17 protein-coding genes are annotated in these 18247 nt (G+C 60.6%); 10 read left to right on the plus strand and 7 right to left on the minus strand.

The window, feature by feature from the left end:
- Positions 1 to 65 precede the first annotated feature (65 nt).
- The gene (locus ACOYXI_RS13130; protein WP_139054292.1) at positions 66 to 947 is read left to right on the plus strand and encodes a LysR substrate-binding domain-containing protein; all 882 of its coding nucleotides are present in this window, start codon (positions 66 to 68) and stop codon (positions 945 to 947) included.
- A 124-nt stretch (positions 948 to 1071) separates the two neighbouring features.
- On the opposite strand, the gene ACOYXI_RS13135 is transcribed toward ACOYXI_RS13130, so the two are convergent.
- Both ACOYXI_RS13135 and ACOYXI_RS13140 read right to left on the minus strand, forming a co-directional pair.
- Positions 1072 to 1686 carry an NAD(P)-dependent oxidoreductase gene (locus ACOYXI_RS13135; protein ID WP_210558451.1) on the minus strand — a complete coding sequence of 205 codons (615 nt, stop codon included), beginning with the start codon at positions 1684 to 1686 and terminating at the stop codon, positions 1072 to 1074.
- 220 nt (positions 1687 to 1906) lie between these two features.
- On the minus strand, positions 1907 to 2785 hold the full coding sequence (locus tag ACOYXI_RS13140; protein WP_461674934.1) for an MBL fold metallo-hydrolase: 879 nt from the start codon (positions 2783 to 2785) through the stop codon (positions 1907 to 1909).
- 114 nt (positions 2786 to 2899) lie between these two features.
- Here ACOYXI_RS13140 and ACOYXI_RS13145 point away from each other — a divergent pair, with 114 nt between their 5' ends.
- Positions 2900 to 3805 carry a LysR family transcriptional regulator gene (locus tag ACOYXI_RS13145; RefSeq protein ID WP_209318218.1) on the plus strand — a complete coding sequence of 302 codons (906 nt, stop codon included), beginning with the start codon at positions 2900 to 2902 and terminating at the stop codon, positions 3803 to 3805.
- A 200-nt stretch (positions 3806 to 4005) separates the two neighbouring features.
- Positions 4006 to 4182, plus strand: coding sequence for a hypothetical protein (locus tag ACOYXI_RS13150; protein WP_007964044.1), 177 nt, complete (start codon positions 4006 to 4008; stop codon positions 4180 to 4182).
- 136 nt (positions 4183 to 4318) lie between these two features.
- Here ACOYXI_RS13150 and ACOYXI_RS13155 read toward each other — a convergent pair whose 3' ends face one another.
- Complete coding sequence (locus tag ACOYXI_RS13155; protein WP_097086010.1) at positions 4319 to 5203, minus strand: helix-turn-helix domain-containing protein; 885 nt, start codon at positions 5201 to 5203, stop codon at positions 4319 to 4321.
- Positions 5204 to 5380: 177 nt separating this feature from the next.
- Between ACOYXI_RS13155 and pobA the strand changes: the two genes are divergently transcribed.
- On the plus strand, positions 5381 to 6574 hold the full coding sequence (pobA, locus tag ACOYXI_RS13160; RefSeq protein WP_098965328.1) for a 4-hydroxybenzoate 3-monooxygenase: 1194 nt from the start codon (positions 5381 to 5383) through the stop codon (positions 6572 to 6574).
- A 79-nt stretch (positions 6575 to 6653) separates the two neighbouring features.
- On the plus strand, positions 6654 to 8171 hold the full coding sequence (locus ACOYXI_RS13165; RefSeq protein ID WP_461674935.1) for an MDR family MFS transporter: 1518 nt from the start codon (positions 6654 to 6656) through the stop codon (positions 8169 to 8171).
- A gap of 121 nt (positions 8172 to 8292) precedes the next feature.
- On the opposite strand, the gene ACOYXI_RS13170 is transcribed toward ACOYXI_RS13165, so the two are convergent.
- From ACOYXI_RS13170 to ACOYXI_RS13185, 4 genes are all read right to left on the minus strand, one after another.
- Positions 8293 to 9141, minus strand: a complete 849-nt coding sequence (locus ACOYXI_RS13170; RefSeq protein ID WP_007964035.1) for a cache domain-containing protein — start codon at positions 9139 to 9141, stop codon at positions 8293 to 8295.
- A gap of 230 nt (positions 9142 to 9371) precedes the next feature.
- Positions 9372 to 10226 carry an ATPase gene (locus ACOYXI_RS13175; RefSeq protein ID WP_097086018.1) on the minus strand — a complete coding sequence of 285 codons (855 nt, stop codon included), beginning with the start codon at positions 10224 to 10226 and terminating at the stop codon, positions 9372 to 9374.
- A 116-nt stretch (positions 10227 to 10342) separates the two neighbouring features.
- Complete coding sequence (locus tag ACOYXI_RS13180) at positions 10343 to 11335, minus strand: NAD-dependent epimerase/dehydratase family protein (RefSeq protein WP_098965333.1); 993 nt, start codon at positions 11333 to 11335, stop codon at positions 10343 to 10345.
- A 53-nt stretch (positions 11336 to 11388) separates the two neighbouring features.
- Positions 11389 to 12282, minus strand: coding sequence for a LysR family transcriptional regulator ArgP (locus tag ACOYXI_RS13185; protein WP_095136979.1), 894 nt, complete (start codon positions 12280 to 12282; stop codon positions 11389 to 11391).
- Positions 12283 to 12378: 96 nt separating this feature from the next.
- On the opposite strand from ACOYXI_RS13185, the gene ACOYXI_RS13190 reads away from it, so the two are divergent.
- The 5 genes from ACOYXI_RS13190 (at position 12379) to ACOYXI_RS13210 (ending at position 18016) form a co-directional block, all read left to right on the plus strand.
- Positions 12379 to 12780 carry an ACT domain-containing protein gene (locus ACOYXI_RS13190; RefSeq protein ID WP_098965335.1) on the plus strand — a complete coding sequence of 134 codons (402 nt, stop codon included), beginning with the start codon at positions 12379 to 12381 and terminating at the stop codon, positions 12778 to 12780.
- A gap of 5 nt (positions 12781 to 12785) precedes the next feature.
- Positions 12786 to 13388 carry a LysE/ArgO family amino acid transporter gene (locus ACOYXI_RS13195; protein WP_134787215.1) on the plus strand — a complete coding sequence of 201 codons (603 nt, stop codon included), beginning with the start codon at positions 12786 to 12788 and terminating at the stop codon, positions 13386 to 13388.
- Between the two features lie 176 nt (positions 13389 to 13564).
- The gene (locus tag ACOYXI_RS13200; RefSeq protein ID WP_003227660.1) at positions 13565 to 14161 is read left to right on the plus strand and encodes a superoxide dismutase; all 597 of its coding nucleotides are present in this window, start codon (positions 13565 to 13567) and stop codon (positions 14159 to 14161) included.
- 320 nt (positions 14162 to 14481) lie between these two features.
- Positions 14482 to 16533 (plus strand): putative bifunctional diguanylate cyclase/phosphodiesterase, encoded by a 2052-nt coding sequence (locus ACOYXI_RS13205; protein ID WP_461674936.1) that lies wholly within the window; start codon positions 14482 to 14484, stop codon positions 16531 to 16533.
- 139 nt (positions 16534 to 16672) lie between these two features.
- Positions 16673 to 18016 carry an imelysin family protein gene (locus tag ACOYXI_RS13210; RefSeq protein WP_027612472.1) on the plus strand — a complete coding sequence of 448 codons (1344 nt, stop codon included), beginning with the start codon at positions 16673 to 16675 and terminating at the stop codon, positions 18014 to 18016.
- Positions 18017 to 18247 lie beyond the last annotated feature (231 nt).

Below are 18247 nucleotides of genomic sequence, written 5' to 3' on the forward strand. Positions count from 1 at the left end.
AGGTAGCGACAACAATCGATTAAAAGTCATACTAGCCATGTCCTCACGTCATACCTTGGATCCACATGAAACGACTGCCTCCCCTGCCCGCCCTGCACACGTTTCTGATTACTGCGCAGTGCTGCAACTTCACCCGGGCGGCCGAGCAGTTGCACATCACTCAGGGCGCGGTGAGCCGGCAGATTGCCGGGCTGGAAGCTCATCTGGGGTATGAGTTGTTCATCCGTCTGGCCCGAGGCCTGGAACTGACCGCCGAAGGACGCGAATGGCTGCCACGGGTGGAAAAGATCTTCGGCCTGATCAGCGAGGCCACCGAGCAGATCGGGCGCAAGCGGCAAACCCTGCAACTCAAGGCGCCCAGCTGCGTGATGCGCTGGCTGGTGCCGCGCCTGCTGCAATGGCAAAAGGAACGCCCGGACGTGCCGGTCAAACTGACCACCACGCTGGCCCATGGCGTCGACTTTCAGCGCGAGCAATTCGATGCGGCGGTGATCTACGGCACGCCGCCGGACAACTCCTCGACCGCGCTGCATCTGTTCGATGAGCAACTGACACCGGTCTGCTCGCCAGCATTATTGAAAGGCCCACCGGCGCTGAGCGAACTGGCCGACCTGCAACAGCATCTGCTGCTGCATCCGACCCGCGACACCCAGGACTGGACGGTGTGGCTGACCGCCGCCGAATTGCAATTGAGCAACGTCAACATGGGGCAGCATTTCGAGACGCTGGATCAGGCGATGTCGATGGCGTCGCATGGGACGGGGGTGGCGATTGGCGACTGGTCGCTGATCGGCGATGACCTGCGCGCCGGACGGCTGGTGATGCCGTTTGATCTGAAGGTGAAGACGGGGCTGGGCTACTACGTGGTGATGCCGCAGGGTGGGGAAGCGTCGCCGCAGTTGGAGGAATTGATGATCTGGCTGGTGGAGCAGGCGCATACCCGCTGAAGTACACAGATCCCTCCTGTGGGAGCGGGCTTGCTCGCGAATGCAGTGTGTCAATCACTTCAAATGTCGCTGACACACCGCCTTCGCGAGCAAGCCCGCTCCCACATTTGGTCTGCGTCGTTGCTTAATACCCGACGGTAAACCGCTGACGCGAATGCTTCGGCGTTTCCACTTCGTCAATCAGCGCAATCGCGTAATCGGCGAAGGTGATCCAGCTGCGACCTTCAGCACTGAACAGCAAATGGTCCTTGCCAACGCGGAAGGTACCGGTGCGCTCACCTTCGACGAACTCTGCCGATGGCGAGAGGAAAGTCCAGTCCAGATCCTTCTCCTGACGCAAGGCATCAAGAAACGCCGCGCCAGCACTGGCCTCGGTTTTGTACTCAGCGGGGAAACCGGCGCTGTCGATCACTCGGGTGTCGTCCGGCAGCAACAGCGAACCGGCACCGCCGACCACCAGCAGACGCTTCACGCCCGCCTGCTTCACCGGGCCGACCAGAGCGCTGGCCGATACCGTGGCGAAGTGCGCGGCGCTGATCACCACGTCGTGACCGGCGACTGCGGCTTGCAGCGCCGCCGAATCCAGCACATCGACATTCTTGCTGACCACACCGGCACGCGAGCCGATCTTCGAGGTGTCGCGGGCGATGGCAGTGACGCTATGCCCGCGACGCAGGGCTTCTTCCAGCAGTTGGCTACCGGCACGGCCGGTGGCACCAATGATTGCGATCTTGCTCATGACATTCTCCAGTTGGCTTGAGAGTTTCAACGACGGCATAAATCTAATCTTGAAGCGGTATTCCCTGTGGCGAGGGAGCTTGCTCTCGCTGGAGGGCGAAGCACTCCCCGCCTGTTTCAGATACAACGTATTGGCAGGTTTTGCGCCTGCTGCGCAGGCGGGCGGGAGCAAGCTCCCTCGCCACAAAAGTCCTTTCGACCTCTGTTTCAGATCAATCGGGTTACCACTTCATCTCGCCCTTGGCGACTTTGGCACTCAGTTCCAGCGAACTTTCTTCGCCGAGTTTCGGGTAGCGCTTCTGCATGGCCTTGATCAGTGCGGCGGAATCCTTGGCCTTGGCGGTTTCTTCATCGAAAGCCTTAATGTAGTCGGCGGTGAATTTCACGCTGGCCAAAGAGCGGCTGCTCTCGCCCAGGTAGTGACCCGGCACCACGGTTTTCGGCTTCAGGGTTTCGATCGAGTGCAGGGTTTGCAGCCAGTCGGCGTGGGATTGCGCGGTCTGGGTATCGGCCATCCACACATGAATGTTCTCGGCGACCACGACGCCACCGACCACAGCCTTGAGCGACGGAATCCACACGAAGCTGCGATCCGGTTGTTTGCCTTCAAGACCGACCACCTGCAACTTCTGCCCTTCGAGCATCAGGCTGTCGCCCTTGAGCACGCCCGGCACGATGGTTTTGGCCGGTACGTCGGCGCCCATTTTCGGGCCCCAGAAGGCGAGTTTGCCGGCGACGGTTTTGTTGATGTGGTCCACGGTCGGCTGCGAGGCCAGCACTTCGGCGTCGGGGAAGGCCTGGGTCAGGGTGTCGAGGCCGAAGTAGTAATCCGGGTCACCGTGGCTGATGTAAATGGTGGTCAGGTGCTTGCCGCTGGCGCGGATCTTCTCCACCACCTGCTCGGCCTGGGCCTTGCCGAATTGCGCATCGACCAGAATCGCGTCTTTCTCGCCGCTGACCAGCACCGAGGTCACCGGAAAAATCGCGTTGGTGCCTGGGTTGTAGACATCCAGGGTCAGATTGGCGGCAGCGGCGTGGGTCGCGAAACCGAGGGTGGCGGTGGCCAGCAAAACGCGCTTGAGGGTAGTGAAGCCGATCATCTGTTGCTCCGTGGTCCGAATGCCGTGTTTGGCGATGGGACAGAGCTTAGTTGCCTGACTCGGTACAAAAAATGCGATGCTTGGACATAGTTTGTTTCTGAAAGCGGGCAAATCATGGATCGTCTTCAAGCAATGCGGGTGTTTGTCACAGTGGTCGATCTGGGCAGCCAGTCGGCGGCGGCCGATCATCTGGACCTGTCACGGCCAGTGGTGTCGCGTTATCTGGCGGAGCTGGAAGACTGGGTCGGCGCGCGCCTGATGCACCGCACCACACGCAAATTGAGCCTGACTGCCGCCGGCAGCGAAATCCTGCCGCGCTGTCGGCAGATGCTCGAACTCTCGACCGACATGCAGGCCGCCGTCAGCGAACCCGACGAGGCACCGCGCGGACTGCTGCGTATCAGCGTCAGCACCTCGTTCGGCCAGGCGCAACTGGCCGATGCGATGGCGGCGTACGTCAAACGTTACCCCGGGGTCAGCATCGATCTGCAGATGCTCGACCGCACGGTGAATCTGGTGGATGAGCGCATCGATCTGGCGATCCGCACCAGCAATGACCTCGATCCGAACCTGATCGCCCGGCGCCTGACCGTGTGCCGCTCGGTGGTCTGCGCCGCACCGGCTTATTTGCGCGACAACCCGCCACCGCAACGGGTCGAGGACCTGAGCCGACACAACTGCCTCACCCACTCCTACTTCGGCAAGAGCCTGTGGCATTTCGAGGAGGACGGCGAGCCCGTGTCGGTGCCGGTGCAGGGCAACATCAGCGCCAACGAGGCCAGCACCCTGCTGCGTGCCACCCTGGCCGGTGCCGGCGTGGCGATGCTGCCGACCTATCAGGCCGGGGTTCATGTGCATGCCGGGGAACTGGTGCGCCTGCTGCCGGGTGCCGAGCCACGGCAGATGAACATCTACGCGGTGTACGCCTCACGCAAGCATATGCCGGCGGCGCTGCGCAGCATGCTGGATTTTCTCGTCGAACGATTCCCGGAAAATCCCGAATGGGATATGGGCCTGTAAATCCGATGCCCCTGTGGGAGCGGGCTTGCTCGCGAAGGCGGTGTATCAGTCTGGATTGTCATCGACTGACACCACGCCTTCGCGAGCAAGCCCGCTCCCACAGGGGGATGTCACATAGGCCGAATCCGTGGCTGGCAACTCTATGCCGCTGACCTATGCTGAAAGTAATACCGCAGGGTATGCGTTCAGAGGTCTACGCCATGAACATCAGAACAAGAAGGTACTTCGCGATTTTCATCACCTGCGCTGCCACGCTGGCGCTGTACGGCACCGCGGCCTGGCGGGTCGAGCAACTGCGACAACTGCCGCGCGAATACGCCAGCTGCAATTTCGAGCGCTGTATTCCGCATAACGCGACGCTCAATGCGTTGCGCTGATTGACCTGAGTTGCAGTGCGATCCTGTGGGAGGGGGCTTGCTCCCGAATGCGGTGTGTCATTCAGCATTGATGCAAACTGATAGACCGCTTTCGGGAGCAAGCCCCCTCCCACAGGATATCGCCAGGTTTACAGGATCACTGCTCGGCCTTCAGCCGGTCGCGGAAGGCCTTTGGCGATATCCCCACCCTGCGCCGGAACAGGCGCGTGAAGTTGGTCGGATCGGAAAACCCTAACAACTCCGACATCTCGTAAATGGTCATGCTGGTGTAGGTCAGCAAACGTTTGGCTTCCAGTAACTGGCGTTCGTGCATGATCTGCAGCGCTGGCTGCCCAGCCAGTTCCCGGCAGGTGCCGTTGAGGTGTGATACCGAAATCCCCAGACGATGGGCCAGGTCTTCGACCTTCACATGCTGGCGGTACGTCTCCTCCACCAATTGAATGAACCCGTTGAGGTATTCGCGCTGGCGTTGCGGCCGCTGGCTGGCGTTATGGCGCACGAGTGCCTGACGGCTGACCCAGACCATGATCACGCTGACCAGCGAATGCATGAGCATTTCCCGCGCGGGTTGATGGCCGTTGTACTCGGCCTGCAACGCTGAAAACAGACTGTTCAGGTACTCCGCGTCCTTGCCCGCCGGGTAGTGCTCGGCCTGGGCCAGTGCGTGCACCGAGTTGCCCAGTTGCGCCTGCAGGTGATTGATCAGCGGATTGGCGAGGGTGACGACAAATCCTTCGACGTCCTCGGAAAAGCGAAAGCCATGCACCGACAACGGTGGCAGGACTTGAATCGCGGGTTGGTTGAGCTGCGTGCGTTGACCTTCGATTTCAAGCTCTGCCTGACCTTTGAAGACGAAGAGCAACTGGCACAAATCGGCGTGGCGGTGGGGTTTGATTTCCCATTGATGTTCGCGGCTGCGTTTGGAAATGGTTTCACAGTGCAGCAAGTCAGGGGTCGGCCAGTCCAGGCTTTCACCGTAGAGCTTGAACACCGGAATCGAAGGCAGGTCAGGCTTGTTCATCACTTCAATCCAGGCCTCGAGGTTGCGGGCGATAATCGCACCGATTGGCAGAATGTACAGGTATCGGCTCAGTTTTCACCTTCAATTGACAGACCCGCAAGGGAAAAATGCAAGCACTCGATCCATAAAAATCATTCACCGGCGCCTGTCGCGTGAAGCTTGCGAGTCATAAAAACAATGAAAACGCTGAAAACCCAAGTCGCCATCATTGGCGCCGGTCCGTCCGGATTGCTCCTCGGTCAGTTGCTGCACAACGCCGGCATCGACACCCTGATTCTCGAACGCCAGACACCCGACTATGTCCTCGGACGAATTCGCGCCGGCGTGCTTGAACAAGGCATGGTAGAGCTGTTGCGCCAGGCCGGCGTAGGCGCGCGCATGGATGCCGAAGGGCTGGTGCACGCCGGCTTCGATCTGGCACTGGATGGGCGTCTGGCACACATCGATCTGCAGGCTTTGACCGGCGGCAAAACCGTCATGGTTTACGGTCAGACCGAAGTCACGCGCGACCTGATGGCCGCTCGTCGGGAGGCTGGCGCACTGTCGTTTTATGAAGTGAGCCATGTCGTTCCTCACGGCATGAAAAGCGACGAGGCTTTTGTCACCTTCGAAAAGGATGGCGAAACCTGGCGCGTCGATTGCGATTACATCGCCGGTTGCGATGGTTTTCACGGCGTGGCCCGGCAGTCGATTCCCGAGGCCTGCCTGAAGATCTTCGAGCGGGTCTATCCGTTCGGCTGGCTGGGGATTCTCGCCGACACCCCGCCGGTGCACGAAGAGCTGGTCTACGCCCGGCACGAACGCGGCTTCGCCCTGTGCAGCATGCGTTCGGCCACCCGTACCCGTTATTACCTGCAAGTGCCGGCCGAGGAGAACGTTGCCGACTGGTCCGACGAGCGCTTTTGGGCTGAGCTGAAAACACGTCTGCCCGCCGCGCTTGCCGAGAAACTGGTGACTGGCCCGTCGATTGAAAAAAGCATCGCGCCGCTGCGCAGTTTTGTCGTCGAGCCGATGCAGTACGGGCGGATGTTTCTCCTCGGCGATGCCGCGCACATTGTGCCGCCCACCGGCGCAAAGGGCTTGAATCTGGCCGCCAGCGATGTCAGTACGCTGTTTAACATTCTGCTGAAGGTTTATCGCGAAGGGCGCACCGATCTGCTGGAGAAATACTCGGAAATCTGCCTGCGCCGGGTATGGAAAGCCGAACGTTTCTCCTGGTGGATGACCTCGATGCTGCACCGCTTCGACGAGCACGATGATTTCAGCCAGCGCATCAGCGCCTCGGAACTGGACTACTTTGTCAGTTCAGAAGCCGGTCGAAAAACCATTGCAGAAAATTACGTCGGGCTTCCGTACGAGGCTATCGAATAGCTTGCTACCGACTTACACTGGCGAGCATCCACCCGCGCGCAATGGCCGTGCGGGTCCATCACTGCCCGCAGGCTCGCCCGTGACCAATCTCAATCACCCTGAAACGCCCAAACCGGCCATTCGCAGCGTGCTGGTCGCGTTGATGATGGCGATTTTTCTCGGCGCGCTGGACCAGACCATCGTCGCCGTCTCGATGCCCGCCATCTCCGCACAGTTCAAGGACGTCAGCCTGCTGGCCTGGGTGATTTCCGGGTACATGGTGGCAATGACCGTGGCGGTGCCGATCTACGGCAAACTCGGCGATTTGTACGGGCGACGCAAACTGATGCTGTTCGGCATGGGCCTGTTCACCCTCGCCTCGCTGTTCTGCGGCATGGCGCAAAGCATGGAACAACTGGTGCTGGCGCGGATTCTCCAGGGCATCGGCGCCGGCGGAATGATTTCGGTCAGTCAGGCGATCATCGGCGACATCGTCCCGCCGCGCGAACGCGGGCGTTATCAGGGTTATTTCAGCAGCATGTACGCGGTGGCCAGCGTCGCCGGGCCAGTGCTCGGCGGCTACATGACCGAATACCTGTCGTGGCGCTGGGTGTTCCTGATCAATCTGCCACTGGGGCTGGGCGCCTGGTGGGTTGCCAATCGCAATCTGCGCGGGCTGCCGATTCCGCAGCGCAAACCGATCATCGACTACCTCGGCACGCTGTTGATGATCATCGGTTTGACCGCGCTGCTGCTGGCCATCACCCAGGTCGGTCAGGGTCATTCGTGGCGCAGCAGTGAAGTGCTCGGTTTGTTCGCCTGCGCGGTGCTGGTGCTGGCGGTGTTCGTCTGGCATGAACGCCGGGCGCGTGAGCCGCTGCTGCCGATGCACTTGTTCACCAACCGCAACGCGTTGCTGTGCTGGTGCACGATTTTCTTCACCAGTTTTCAGGCGATCTCGCTGATCGTGCTGATGCCGCTGCGCTTTCAGAGCGTCACCGGCGCTGGGGCGGATGCGGCGGCATTGCACTTGCTGCCGCTGGCGATGGGCCTGCCGATCGGCGCTTATTTCGCCGGACGCCGTACTTCGGTGACCGGTCGCTACAAACCACAGATTCTGACCGGCGCGCTGCTGATGCCGATCTCGATTCTCGGCATGGCGTTCAGCCCACCCGATGCGACGCTGGTCAGCAGCCTGTTCATGCTGCTCAGCGGGATTGCCGGCGGCATGCAGTTCCCGACTTCACTGGTGGGTACGCAGAACTCGGTGGAGCAACGCGACATCGGCGTCGCCACCAGCACCACTAACCTGTTCCGTTCGCTGGGCGGCGCAGTGGGTGTGGCGTTGATGTCGGCGCTGTTGCTGGCGTTGTTGCAGGATTCGAGTTTCGCCCATCTGGCGAGCAACTCGCTGATCAGCGAGGGCCATTCGGGCAACGTGCTGCTCGACGGTCTGAACGCCGCACCGGGTGATGCACAAAACGCCCTGCGTGCCGAGCTTTCGGTGACGTTCCGGCATTTGCTTTGGGTGAGTACGGCGGTATCGCTGCTGGGGCTGGCAGCGGCGATTGCGATGCCGAACAACCTGCTGCGCGGGCGCGAGCACGGCGCCAAATAACAGCAACACCTTGATCCCCTGTAGGAGTGAGCCTGCTCGCGATGAGGGTGTGTCAGTCGACATTATTGTTGAATGACACACCTTCATCGCGAGCAGGCTCACTCCTACAAAGGCAGTTCACTCAGGGGCTGTAGTAACCCACCGCCACCAGAAAATGTCCGACCTTCTTCAGGTAGGCATGCTTGTCCTCGACCTTGCCGGTCACCGGGTTTTTCCAGCGGTATTCGTATTCGCCGTCATCCTGCTTGGCGATCAGCGCCAGAATCGGCTCGCCCACCGGTTTGCCTTCCGGGTCCTTGATCTTGCTGAAATCGGTGTTGATCAAGCGCAGGTTGGTTCCGTGGGCAACGTAGCGTTGGGTGTCCAGATCGACCACGAACACATACAGGTCATCCTGCAGATAACCACCCTTGAGCGAGTTGATGGCCGTCAGGGTGCCCTTCTCGTTTTTTCCCAGATCGGTTGCAGCCTTGTCGAGAAGTGCCTTGGCCTGCTCGGCTGAAGCGCGCGGCAGGTAATAACCGACGGCCAGAATGCGCTGACCGATGCGCTGGTAATACACATGTTTGCGCTCGACCTTGCCGTCGGCCCAGTTCTGCCAGCGGTATTCGGCCTGTTGAATGCCGTTGCCTTCCGGCACCAGCAAGGCGTCCTTGAAGGCTTTCTGCAAATCCGGCGCAAGCACTTCGCTGACGTCACGGCCGATCAAGGCTGAGGACGGCCCGCCGCTGGCGAGCATCACACCTTTGGTGTCGACCACGAACACGTAGCGATCCTTGTCGACGAACTCGCCCTGACGGCTGAACGCGGCGAAGGCCTTGTCGCCATTGTCGTGGTAATAGGCCAGCGCCTTTTCCAGCAAAGCAATGGCAGCCTTGCTGTCGTCCTTTTGTGTAGTGGCGGCGTTGACCTGCCCTGCCCCCACAAAAAGCATCACCCCGAGCCACGCCACTTTATGCAAAAACCCCATAACGCATCCCTCGTTCTTGTTGGTGTTTCAAGAGCGTAGACGGCTTGGGGTCGGACGGAGCGCCGAATCCTGTAGCGAGGGGATTTATCCCCGATGGGCTGCGCAGCAGCCCTGATGGAGAGAACACATATTTTCTGACACACCGAGCTGATGGTTTGGGAGCTGCTGCGCAGCCCCATCGGGGATGAATCCCCTCACCACAAAGGTCCCTGGCTACAGTTCATCAGGCCCTATGGCCGGGCATTGATCTGCTGCTGCAGGTTCTGGATCTGCGCCTGCAGGGTGTTGAGGTTGCGGGTCATCTGCCCGCGGAATGCGTCGAACTCGGCGGTATTGCCGCCACCCTGCGCAGCGGCCGGACGGTTGTCCTGCTCACTCTTGAGAACGACGATTTCCTGCTCCAGACGCTCGATCGCCGCGCTCGGATTGCCTTGCTTTTTCAGCGCGGTGATATCAGCGCCGAGGCTTTTCAGCTGCGCGTCATAACTCTTGAGCTGCGCATCGACCTTGCCGGTGTCGGCCGGGGCGCTTTTCAGGGTCGCCAGTTCGGCGCTCAAGGCTTTGACCTGAGCCTGCAACTGGCTATTGGCGTTCTGTTGTTCGGTGGTCTGCGCGGTCATCTGCGCCAGACGCTTGTCCAGATCGCTGGCCTGACCGACCACGCCTTGCTGCTGTTTGCTCTGATCCAGCAACTGGGTTTCCAGCTGTTTGATCTGCAGCTTCAAGGCTTCGCTGTCACTGTTGACGTTGCTCTGGCTGGCGACGACCTTGCCGGAAATGTCCTGCAGGCGCCCCGCCGCTTCCTCGCTGATGCGCGCAAAGCTTTCCTGGGTCGCGACCAATTGCTGCTCCATCAGCGAAATCTGCTGAAAGCTCCACCAGGCCAAACCGATGAAGGCGAAGAACAACGCGCCGACCAGTGCCCACAACGGCCCGGTACTCGCGGCCTTGACCTTGACCACCGGCGGCGTGCGCGAGTGCACCGAGGTGCGGGCGGAGGGCGGAATGTCATCGTCGTCAAAGGTGTCGGCCCGCAGGCTCGGTACATCGTCGAAATCGTCGTTGGCATCGTTACGCATGGACATTGAGGCAACCTTTGTGGAACGCGGTGATGGCTAAATGCTGCGAAGTATAACCGCCGCAGCCGCAGGGATTGACCCTCAAGCGGCAGTGCGGTTCATTGCCGGCCGGGCGACTTGTATCAACGGATGTCCTGAGCTTTCCACCAGCCACAGAACTCGTCGAGGGCCGACCACAGGCTGACTTTCGGATCGTAGTCCAGATAATGCCGGGCGCGACTGATGTCGAGGGTGAAATTTTTCTTCATGACTTGCATGCCCAATCGCGACAGGGTCGGCTCCGGGCGTCCCGGCCAGAGTTTGCACACGCCTTCGTTGAGCGCAGCAACGCTGTAGGCCAGACCGTACGAGCGGTATTTGCTGACCTGTGGCACTTCCATTTTGCGCATCACATAATTGACCACATCCCACAGCGGCACCGGCGCGCCATTGCTGATGTTGTAGGCCTTGCCCAACGCGGAACCGGCCGCCAGCAGGCTGCTGAGCAGCGCTTCGTTGAGGTTCTGCACGCTGGTGAAATCGACCTTGTTCAGGCCGTCGCCAATGATCGCCAGACGCCCCTTGCGCTGCATGTTCAGCAGGCGCGGGAAAATGCTCATGTCGCCGGCGCCAGTGACGAAACGCGGGCGCAGGGCAATGGTTTCCAGACCGAATTCCTGCGCGCCAAAGACCTTTTGCTCGGCCAGGTATTTGGTCGCCGCGTAGTGATGTTTGAAGCGCTTGGGCACTTGCTCTTCGGTCAGGCCGAGGTGATCGCGGCCATCGAAATAGATCGACGGCGACGACAGATGCACCAGCCGCCGCACGCGCTGCTTGAGGCAGGCTTCGACGACGTTTTCGGTGACCTGCACGTTGCCCTGATGAAAGTCCTGATAGCGCCCCCACAAGCCGACGGCACCGGCACAGTGCACCACGGCTTCGACGTCGGCGCAGAGGTCGCGCACCAGATCCGCATCGGTGAGATCGCCCGGGACGAACTCGGCGCCACGGCGCACCAGATGCTCGACGCTTTCGGCCCGGCGACCGTTGACCCGCACGTCCAGGCCCTGCTCCAAAGCGAAACGCGCAAAGCGTCCGCCAATGAAGCCGCTTGCGCCGGTGACCAGAATTTTCATGTAACGCTCCGATGTCTTTCGTTTACCTGATACGTCTTTCTTGACGCTGACCATCAGCCCAAGGGCACCAGCCAGCGCGGTGAAGAACGTAGCAATTGCTCGGTCAGCAAGGCCAGCAGCTGACCGCCATTGCGCCAATGATGCCAGTACAACGGCACATCGATCGGTTTATCTGGCAACAGTTCGCGCAATACGCCGCGTTGCAGTTGATCGCGCACTTGCAGTTCCGGCACCAGGCCCCAACCAAACCCGGCTTCGGTCAGACGCACAAAACCTTCGGAGGACGGGCACAAATGATGCTCGAAACCACCATCGACACCGAGCGATGCGAGGTAGCGATGCTGGAGAAAATCGTCCGGGCCGAACACCAGCGCCGGGGTGCGCGGCAGCTGCTCGGCGCGCACCCCGTCGGGGAAATGCCGCTCGATAAACGCCGGACTGGCCAGCGCCCGATAGCGCATCGCCCCGAGCAACACGCTGCGCGCGCCGGCTACCGGGCGTTCGCTGGCGCAAACACACGCCGCCACTTCCCCGGCACGCATGCGCTTGAGGCCGACGGTCTGATCTTCCACCACCAGATCCAGCAATAAATGCTGCTCGGCGCAGAAATCGCCCACGGCCTCGGCCCACCAGGTGGCGAGGCTGTCGGCGTTGATAGCGATGCGCAGACGCTCCGGCAGGCCTTCTTCGTCGAGCGCCGGCACCAGGGTCTGCAGGTCACGTTCGAGCAGGCGCACCTGCTGCACATGGTTGAGCAGCCGCCGGCCAATCTCGGTCGGCGATGGCGGCGTGCCGCGTACCAGCACCGGTTGGCCGACCCGCGCTTCCAGCAATTTGATCCGCTGGGAGATCGCCGATTGCGACAAACCCAGCACCTGCGCGGCGCGCTCGAATCCAGCCTGCTCGACCACGGCGGCCAGAGCGGAAAGCAATTTGTAGTCGAACATCAGTTTTCCTAATGAGCGATCAGCACTATTGGTTTTTCTTATACCGCTTTCGACCGGAGAATAGCCAGCAAGCACTCTTTATCAAGGAACACGGCAATGGCTGGCGAAACCTCACTCACAACTCTGCTGCGCAGCATGAGCCCGCAGCTCAATGCCGGCGAATACGTGTTCTGCACCCTGCGTGACGGCCAGTTGCCGAGCGGTGTGGAGATTGTCGGCAGCTTCCGCGAGCAGGAAGGCCTGACCGTGATCCTCGAACGCTCTCAGGCTGAACACGCCGGGTTCGCTTTTGATTATGTGGCGGCGTGGATCACCCTCAATGTGCATTCGGCGCTCGAAGCCGTTGGCCTGACCGCCGCGTTCGCCAGCGCGCTGGGCAAGGCCGGAATCAGTTGCAACGTGATCGCCGGTTATTACCACGACCATTTGTTTGTCGGTCAGGCCGACGCCGAGCGCGCCATGCACGTGCTGCGCGATCTGGCAGCCAACGCGGAGTAAATCTTATGTGGCAAAGCTATGTGAACGGCCTGCTGGTGGCCTTGGGGCTGATCATGGCGATCGGCACCCAGAACGCTTTTGTGCTGGCGCAGAGTCTGCGCCGCGAACATCACCTGCCGGTGGCGGCGTTGTGTGTGGCGTGCGATGCGCTCCTGGTGGCGGCCGGGGTGTTTGGTCTAGCCACCGTGCTGGCACAGAACCCGACATTGCTCGCGGTGGCACGCTGGGGCGGCGCAATTTTTCTGATCTGGTACGGCAGCCAGGCGCTGCGCCGGGCGTTCTCGAAACAGAGTCTGGATCAGGGTGAAAACCACACCGTACGCTCGTTGCGCGCGGTGATGCTCAGCGCGCTGGCAGTGACACTGCTCAACCCGCACGTTTATCTGGACACGGTGTTGCTGATCGGCTCGCTGGGGGCGCAGCAGTCGGTGCCGGGCGCTTATGTCGTGGGCGCCGCGAGCGCGTCGCTGCTGTGGTTTTTCACCCTCGCCCTCGGTGCCGCATGGCTCGCGCCGTGGCTGGCTCGGCCGAGTACCTGGCGAATTCTCGATCTTCTAGTGGCAGTGATGATGTTCACGGTGGCAGGGCAATTGATATTGGCGCAGTGATTTATTCCAAACAGCTCTGGAACCTCTATCCCACACAGTTGTTGCGTGGTTAAGCCTTGACCCCGGTGCTATGATCCGAACCCTGCGCCGCAAAGAGTAAAAACTCGTCGGTGCATTTCTGGCCGCCCGTGATCGGCCTTGCGCTCACCGCAACAGACCTGATTAGGAGAATCATCATGGCTTTCGAATTGCCGCCGCTGCCTTACGCACACGATGCCCTGCAGCCGCACATTTCCAAGGAAACCCTGGAATTTCACCACGACAAGCACCACAACACCTATGTCGTGAACCTGAACAACCTGGTGCCAGGCACCGAGTTCGAAGGCAAGACCCTGGAAGAGATCGTCAAGACTTCCTCGGGCGGCATCTTCAACAACGCCGCTCAGGTCTGGAACCACACTTTCTACTGGAACTGCCTGGCGCCAAACGCCGGCGGTCAACCAACCGGCGCACTGGCTGAAGCCATCAACGCGGCTTTCGGTTCGTTCGACAAGTTCAAGGAAGAGTTCAGCAAAACCTCGATCGGCACCTTCGGTTCCGGCTGGGGCTGGCTGGTGAAAAAGGCTGACGGTTCCCTGGCCCTGGCCAGCACCATCGGCGCCGGCAACCCGCTGACCAGCGGCGACACCCCGCTACTGACCTGCGACGTCTGGGAACACGCTTACTACATCGACTACCGCAACCTGCGTCCGAAGTACGTTGAGGCGTTCTGGAACCTGGTCAACTGGAAGTTCGTCGCTGAGCAGTTCGAAGGCAAAACCTTCACCGCTTAAGCTGCGCGCCAGACAAAAAACCCGGCTACGGCCGGGTTTTTTTATGCCTGCTTTTTTTCACGATGAACGATGGCTCCGGCCGCTTGCCGGTGCAGCACAGCGGGCTACCATCAAATCAGCGAAAATTTGTTCCAGACTGCTCAAGTTGAGGGCCGAAACTACCGACACAGTACAAATAGAGCTGAGACTCCAGACAGCAGCATTTCGGCCAAGGCCACGGGCAAATGTTCCGGGGCTTGATTGTCCCTTTGACTGCCAACACGGGATTGCCAATACTCATGGCAACTTGACGCTACCCGCACGGAACAAGGAATAACCCTTTGAAGCTGGAACTCAAGAACAGCTTGTCGGTGAAGTTGCTCCGGGTCGTGCTCCTTTCGGCATTGATCGTCGGCGTGGTCTTGAGCTGCGCCCAGATTGTTTTCGATGCCTATAAAACCCGCCAGGCGGTGGCCGGCGACGCTCAGCGCATCCTCGACATGTTCCGTGATCCCTCGACTCAGGCGGTCTACAGCCTGGACCGGGAAATGGGCATGCAGGTGATCGAAGGCCTGTTCCAGGACGACGCCGTGCGCCAGGCTTCCATCGGCCATCCCAACGAGGCGATGCTCGCGCAGAAGTCCCGTGAATTGCAGCACTCCAACAGCCGTTGGCTGACTGATCTGATACTCGGTCAGGAACGCACCTTCACCACTCAATTGGTCGGTCGCGGTCCCTACAGCGAGTATTACGGCGACCTGAGCATCACCCTCGACACCGCCACCTATGGCGAGAGTTTCATCGTCAGTTCGGTGATTATTTTCATTTCCGGCGTGTTGCGCGCCCTGGCCATGGGCCTGGTGTTGTATCTGGTTTATCACTGGCTGCTGACCAAGCCGCTGTCGCGGATCATCGAGCACCTGACCGAAATCAATCCCGATCGCCCCAGCGAGCACAAGATTCCACAGCTCAAGGGTCACGAAAAAAATGAACTCGGCATCTGGATCAACACCGCCAACCAGTTGCTCGAATCGATAGAACGCAACACCCATCTGCGCCACGAAGCGGAAAACAGCCTGCTGCGCATGGCCCAGTACGACTTCCTCACCGGCCTGCCGAACCGCCAGCAATTGCAGCAGCAACTGGACAAGATTCTGGTCGACGCCGGCAAGCTGCAACGCCGGGTCGCGGTGTTGTGTGTGGGGCTGGATGATTTCAAAGGAATCAACGAGCAGTTCAGCTACCAGACCGGCGACCAGTTGCTGCTGGCGCTGGCCGACCGCCTGCGCGCCCACAGCGGTCGCCTCGGCGCCCTCGCCCGTCTGGGTGGCGACCAGTTCGCGCTGGTGCAGGCCGATATCGAACAACCTTATGAAGCGGCAGAGCTGGCGCAGAGCATCCTCGATGATCTGGAAGCGGCGTTCGCCCTCGACCATCAGGAAATCCGCCTGCGCGCGACCATCGGCATCACCCTGTTCCCCGAGGACGGCGACAGCACCGAGAAGCTGTTGCAGAAGGCCGAGCAGACCATGACGCTGGCCAAGACCCGCTCGCGCAACCGCTATCAGTTCTACATCGCCAGTGTCGACAGCGAGATGCGCCGGCGTCGCGAACTGGAAAAAGACCTGCGCGACGCACTGATTCGCGACCAGTTCTACCTCGTCTATCAGCCGCAGATCAGCTACCGCGATCACCGCGTGGTCGGGGTAGAAGCGCTGATTCGCTGGCAGCATCCGGAACACGGTCTGGTGCCGCCGGACCTGTTCATTCCGCTGGCCGAACAGAACGGCACGATCATCGCCATCGGCGAATGGGTGCTGGATCAGGCCTGCAAGCAATTGCGCGAATGGCACGATCAGGGCTTCGTCGATCTGCGCATGGCGGTCAACCTGTCCACCGTGCAACTGCACCACGCCGAGTTGCCGCGAGTGGTCAACAACCTACTGCAGATCTACCGCCTGCCGCCGCGCAGCCTGGAGCTGGAAGTCACCGAAACCGGCCTGATGGAAGACATCAGCACCGCCACCCAACACCTGCTGAGCCTGCGCCGCTCCGGGGCGCTGATCGCCATCGACGACTTCGGCACCGGCTACTCATCACTGAGTTATCTGAAAAGCCTGCCGCTGGACAAGATCAAGATCGACAAGAGCTTCGTTCAGGATCTGCTGGATGACGACGATGATGCGACCATCGTTCGCGCGATCATTCAACTGGGCAAGAGCCTGGGCATGCAGGTGATTGCCGAAGGCGTTGAAACCGCCGAGCAAGAGTCCTACATCATCTCCGAAGGCTGCCACGAAGGTCAGGGTTACCACTACAGCAAGCCGCTGCCTGCCCGGGAGCTGACGGCCTACCTCAAACAGGCGCAGCGTAGCAACGCGGCGATCCTTTGATGCCGCGCATAACAACCGGCTAAATAAGAAATATTTCCAGCCACAGCCCTTTACACATAATGCGAAAGATTTGCATTATGTCGCAGCTTTGCGCACCCCCGCGCCCTGTCCATTCCATTACCGAAGCAGGATGTTCGCCATGATTCGTATGCCTCTGGCTACCGCCAGTCTGCTGGCCATCGCTATTTCCCTCGCCGGTTGCGGCGAAGGCAAAGACAAGGCTGCCGCCCCGGCCGCGCCGACGCCAGCCGCCAGCACCGCTGCCGCGCCAGCACCTGCCGCTGCCGGTAAAGTCGATGAAGCCGCCGCCAAGGCTGTGGTCGCGCACTACGCCGACATGGTCTTCGCCGTCTACAGCGATGCCGAATCCACTGCGAAAACCCTGCAAACCGCGGTCGACGCGTTCCTCGCCAAACCGAACGCCGACACCCTGAAAGCCGCCAAGGCTGCCTGGGTCGCTGCGCGCGTGCCTTACCTGCAGAGCGAAGTGTTTCGCTTCGGCAACACCATCATCGACGACTGGGAAGGTCAGGTGAACGCCTGGCCGCTGGACGAAGGCTTGATCGACTACGTCGACAAATCCTACGAGCACGCGCTGGGCAACCCGGGCGCCACCGCCAACATCATCGCCAACACTGAAGTGCAGGTCGGCGAAGACAAGGTCGATGTCAAAGACATCACCCCGGAAAAACTCGCCAGCCTCAACGAGCTGGGCGGTTCCGAAGCCAACGTTGCCACTGGCTACCACGCCATCGAATTCCTGCTCTGGGGCCAGGACCTGAACGGCACCGGCCCGGGCGCCGGCAACCGTCCAGCCTCGGACTACCTGGAAGGCGCTGGCGCCACCGGTGGTCACAATGATCGTCGCCGTGCCTACCTCAAAGCCGTGACCCAACTGCTGGTCAGCGACCTGGAAGAAATGGTCGGCAACTGGAAGCCGAACGTGGCCGACAACTACCGCGCTACCCTGGAAGCCGAGCCGGCTGAAAGCGGCCTGCGCAAAATGCTCTTCGGCATGGGCAGTCTGTCCCTGGGCGAACTGGCGGGCGAGCGCATGAAGGTTTCCCTGGAAGCCAACTCCCCGGAAGACGAACAGGATTGCTTCAGCGACAACACCCACAACTCGCACTTCTACGATGCCAAAGGCATTCGTAACGTGTACCTGGGCGAGTACACCCGGGTTGATGGCACCAAGATGACCGGCGCCAGCCTGTCGTCGCTGGTGGCCAAGGCCGACCCGGCTGCCGACACCGCGCTGAAAGCCGATCTGGCCGCTACCGAAGCGAAAATCCAGGTCATGGTCGATCACGCCAACAAGGGTGAGCACTACGACCAGTTGATCGCTGCGGGCAACACCGCCGGCAACCAGATCGTGCGTGACGCCATCGCCGCACTGGTCAAGCAGACCGGTTCGATCGAAGCCGCTGCCGGCAAGCTGGGCATCAGCGACCTGAACCCGGACAACGCTGATCACGAGTTCTGATCAACGCTGACTGCACAAGAAGGCGACCTCCGGGTCGCCTTTTTCATGCCTGCCGTACACAAAACCCTGTGGGAGCGGGCTTGCTCGCGAAAGCGCTGGGTCAGGACACAGATGAATTGACTGACACACCGCTTTCGCGGGCAAGCCCGCTCCCACAGGGGACTGCGTTTCTCCAAATCACTGCGCCATATCAAGCAAACGATAATTCCTCTTATTCAAACTCACTCGCCC

The organism is Pseudomonas sp. G3-19 (assembly GCF_054855875.1).

Coding starts and splice junctions, on each gene's coding strand:
- ACOYXI_RS13190 (WP_098965335.1), top strand. CDS start 12,379: ATGGCTGGCGAAACCTCACTCACAACTCTGCTGCGCAGCATGAGCCCG.
- ACOYXI_RS13130 (WP_139054292.1), top strand. CDS start 66: ATGAAACGACTGCCTCCCCTGCCCGCCCTGCACACGTTTCTGATTACT.
- ACOYXI_RS13140 (WP_461674934.1), bottom strand. CDS start 2,785: ATGATCGGCTTCACTACCCTCAAGCGCGTTTTGCTGGCCACCGCCACC.
- ACOYXI_RS13150 (WP_007964044.1), top strand. CDS start 4,006: ATGAACATCAGAACAAGAAGGTACTTCGCGATTTTCATCACCTGCGCT.
- ACOYXI_RS13170 (WP_007964035.1), bottom strand. CDS start 9,141: ATGGGGTTTTTGCATAAAGTGGCGTGGCTCGGGGTGATGCTTTTTGTG.
- ACOYXI_RS13155 (WP_097086010.1), bottom strand. CDS start 5,203: ATGAACAAGCCTGACCTGCCTTCGATTCCGGTGTTCAAGCTCTACGGT.
- pobA (WP_098965328.1), top strand. CDS start 5,381: ATGAAAACGCTGAAAACCCAAGTCGCCATCATTGGCGCCGGTCCGTCC.
- ACOYXI_RS13195 (WP_134787215.1), top strand. CDS start 12,786: ATGTGGCAAAGCTATGTGAACGGCCTGCTGGTGGCCTTGGGGCTGATC.
- ACOYXI_RS13145 (WP_209318218.1), top strand. CDS start 2,900: ATGGATCGTCTTCAAGCAATGCGGGTGTTTGTCACAGTGGTCGATCTG.
- ACOYXI_RS13180 (WP_098965333.1), bottom strand. CDS start 11,335: ATGAAAATTCTGGTCACCGGCGCAAGCGGCTTCATTGGCGGACGCTTT.
- ACOYXI_RS13185 (WP_095136979.1), bottom strand. CDS start 12,282: ATGTTCGACTACAAATTGCTTTCCGCTCTGGCCGCCGTGGTCGAGCAG.
- ACOYXI_RS13200 (WP_003227660.1), top strand. CDS start 13,565: ATGGCTTTCGAATTGCCGCCGCTGCCTTACGCACACGATGCCCTGCAG.
- ACOYXI_RS13210 (WP_027612472.1), top strand. CDS start 16,673: ATGATTCGTATGCCTCTGGCTACCGCCAGTCTGCTGGCCATCGCTATT.
- ACOYXI_RS13175 (WP_097086018.1), bottom strand. CDS start 10,226: ATGTCCATGCGTAACGATGCCAACGACGATTTCGACGATGTACCGAGC.
- ACOYXI_RS13135 (WP_210558451.1), bottom strand. CDS start 1,686: ATGAGCAAGATCGCAATCATTGGTGCCACCGGCCGTGCCGGTAGCCAA.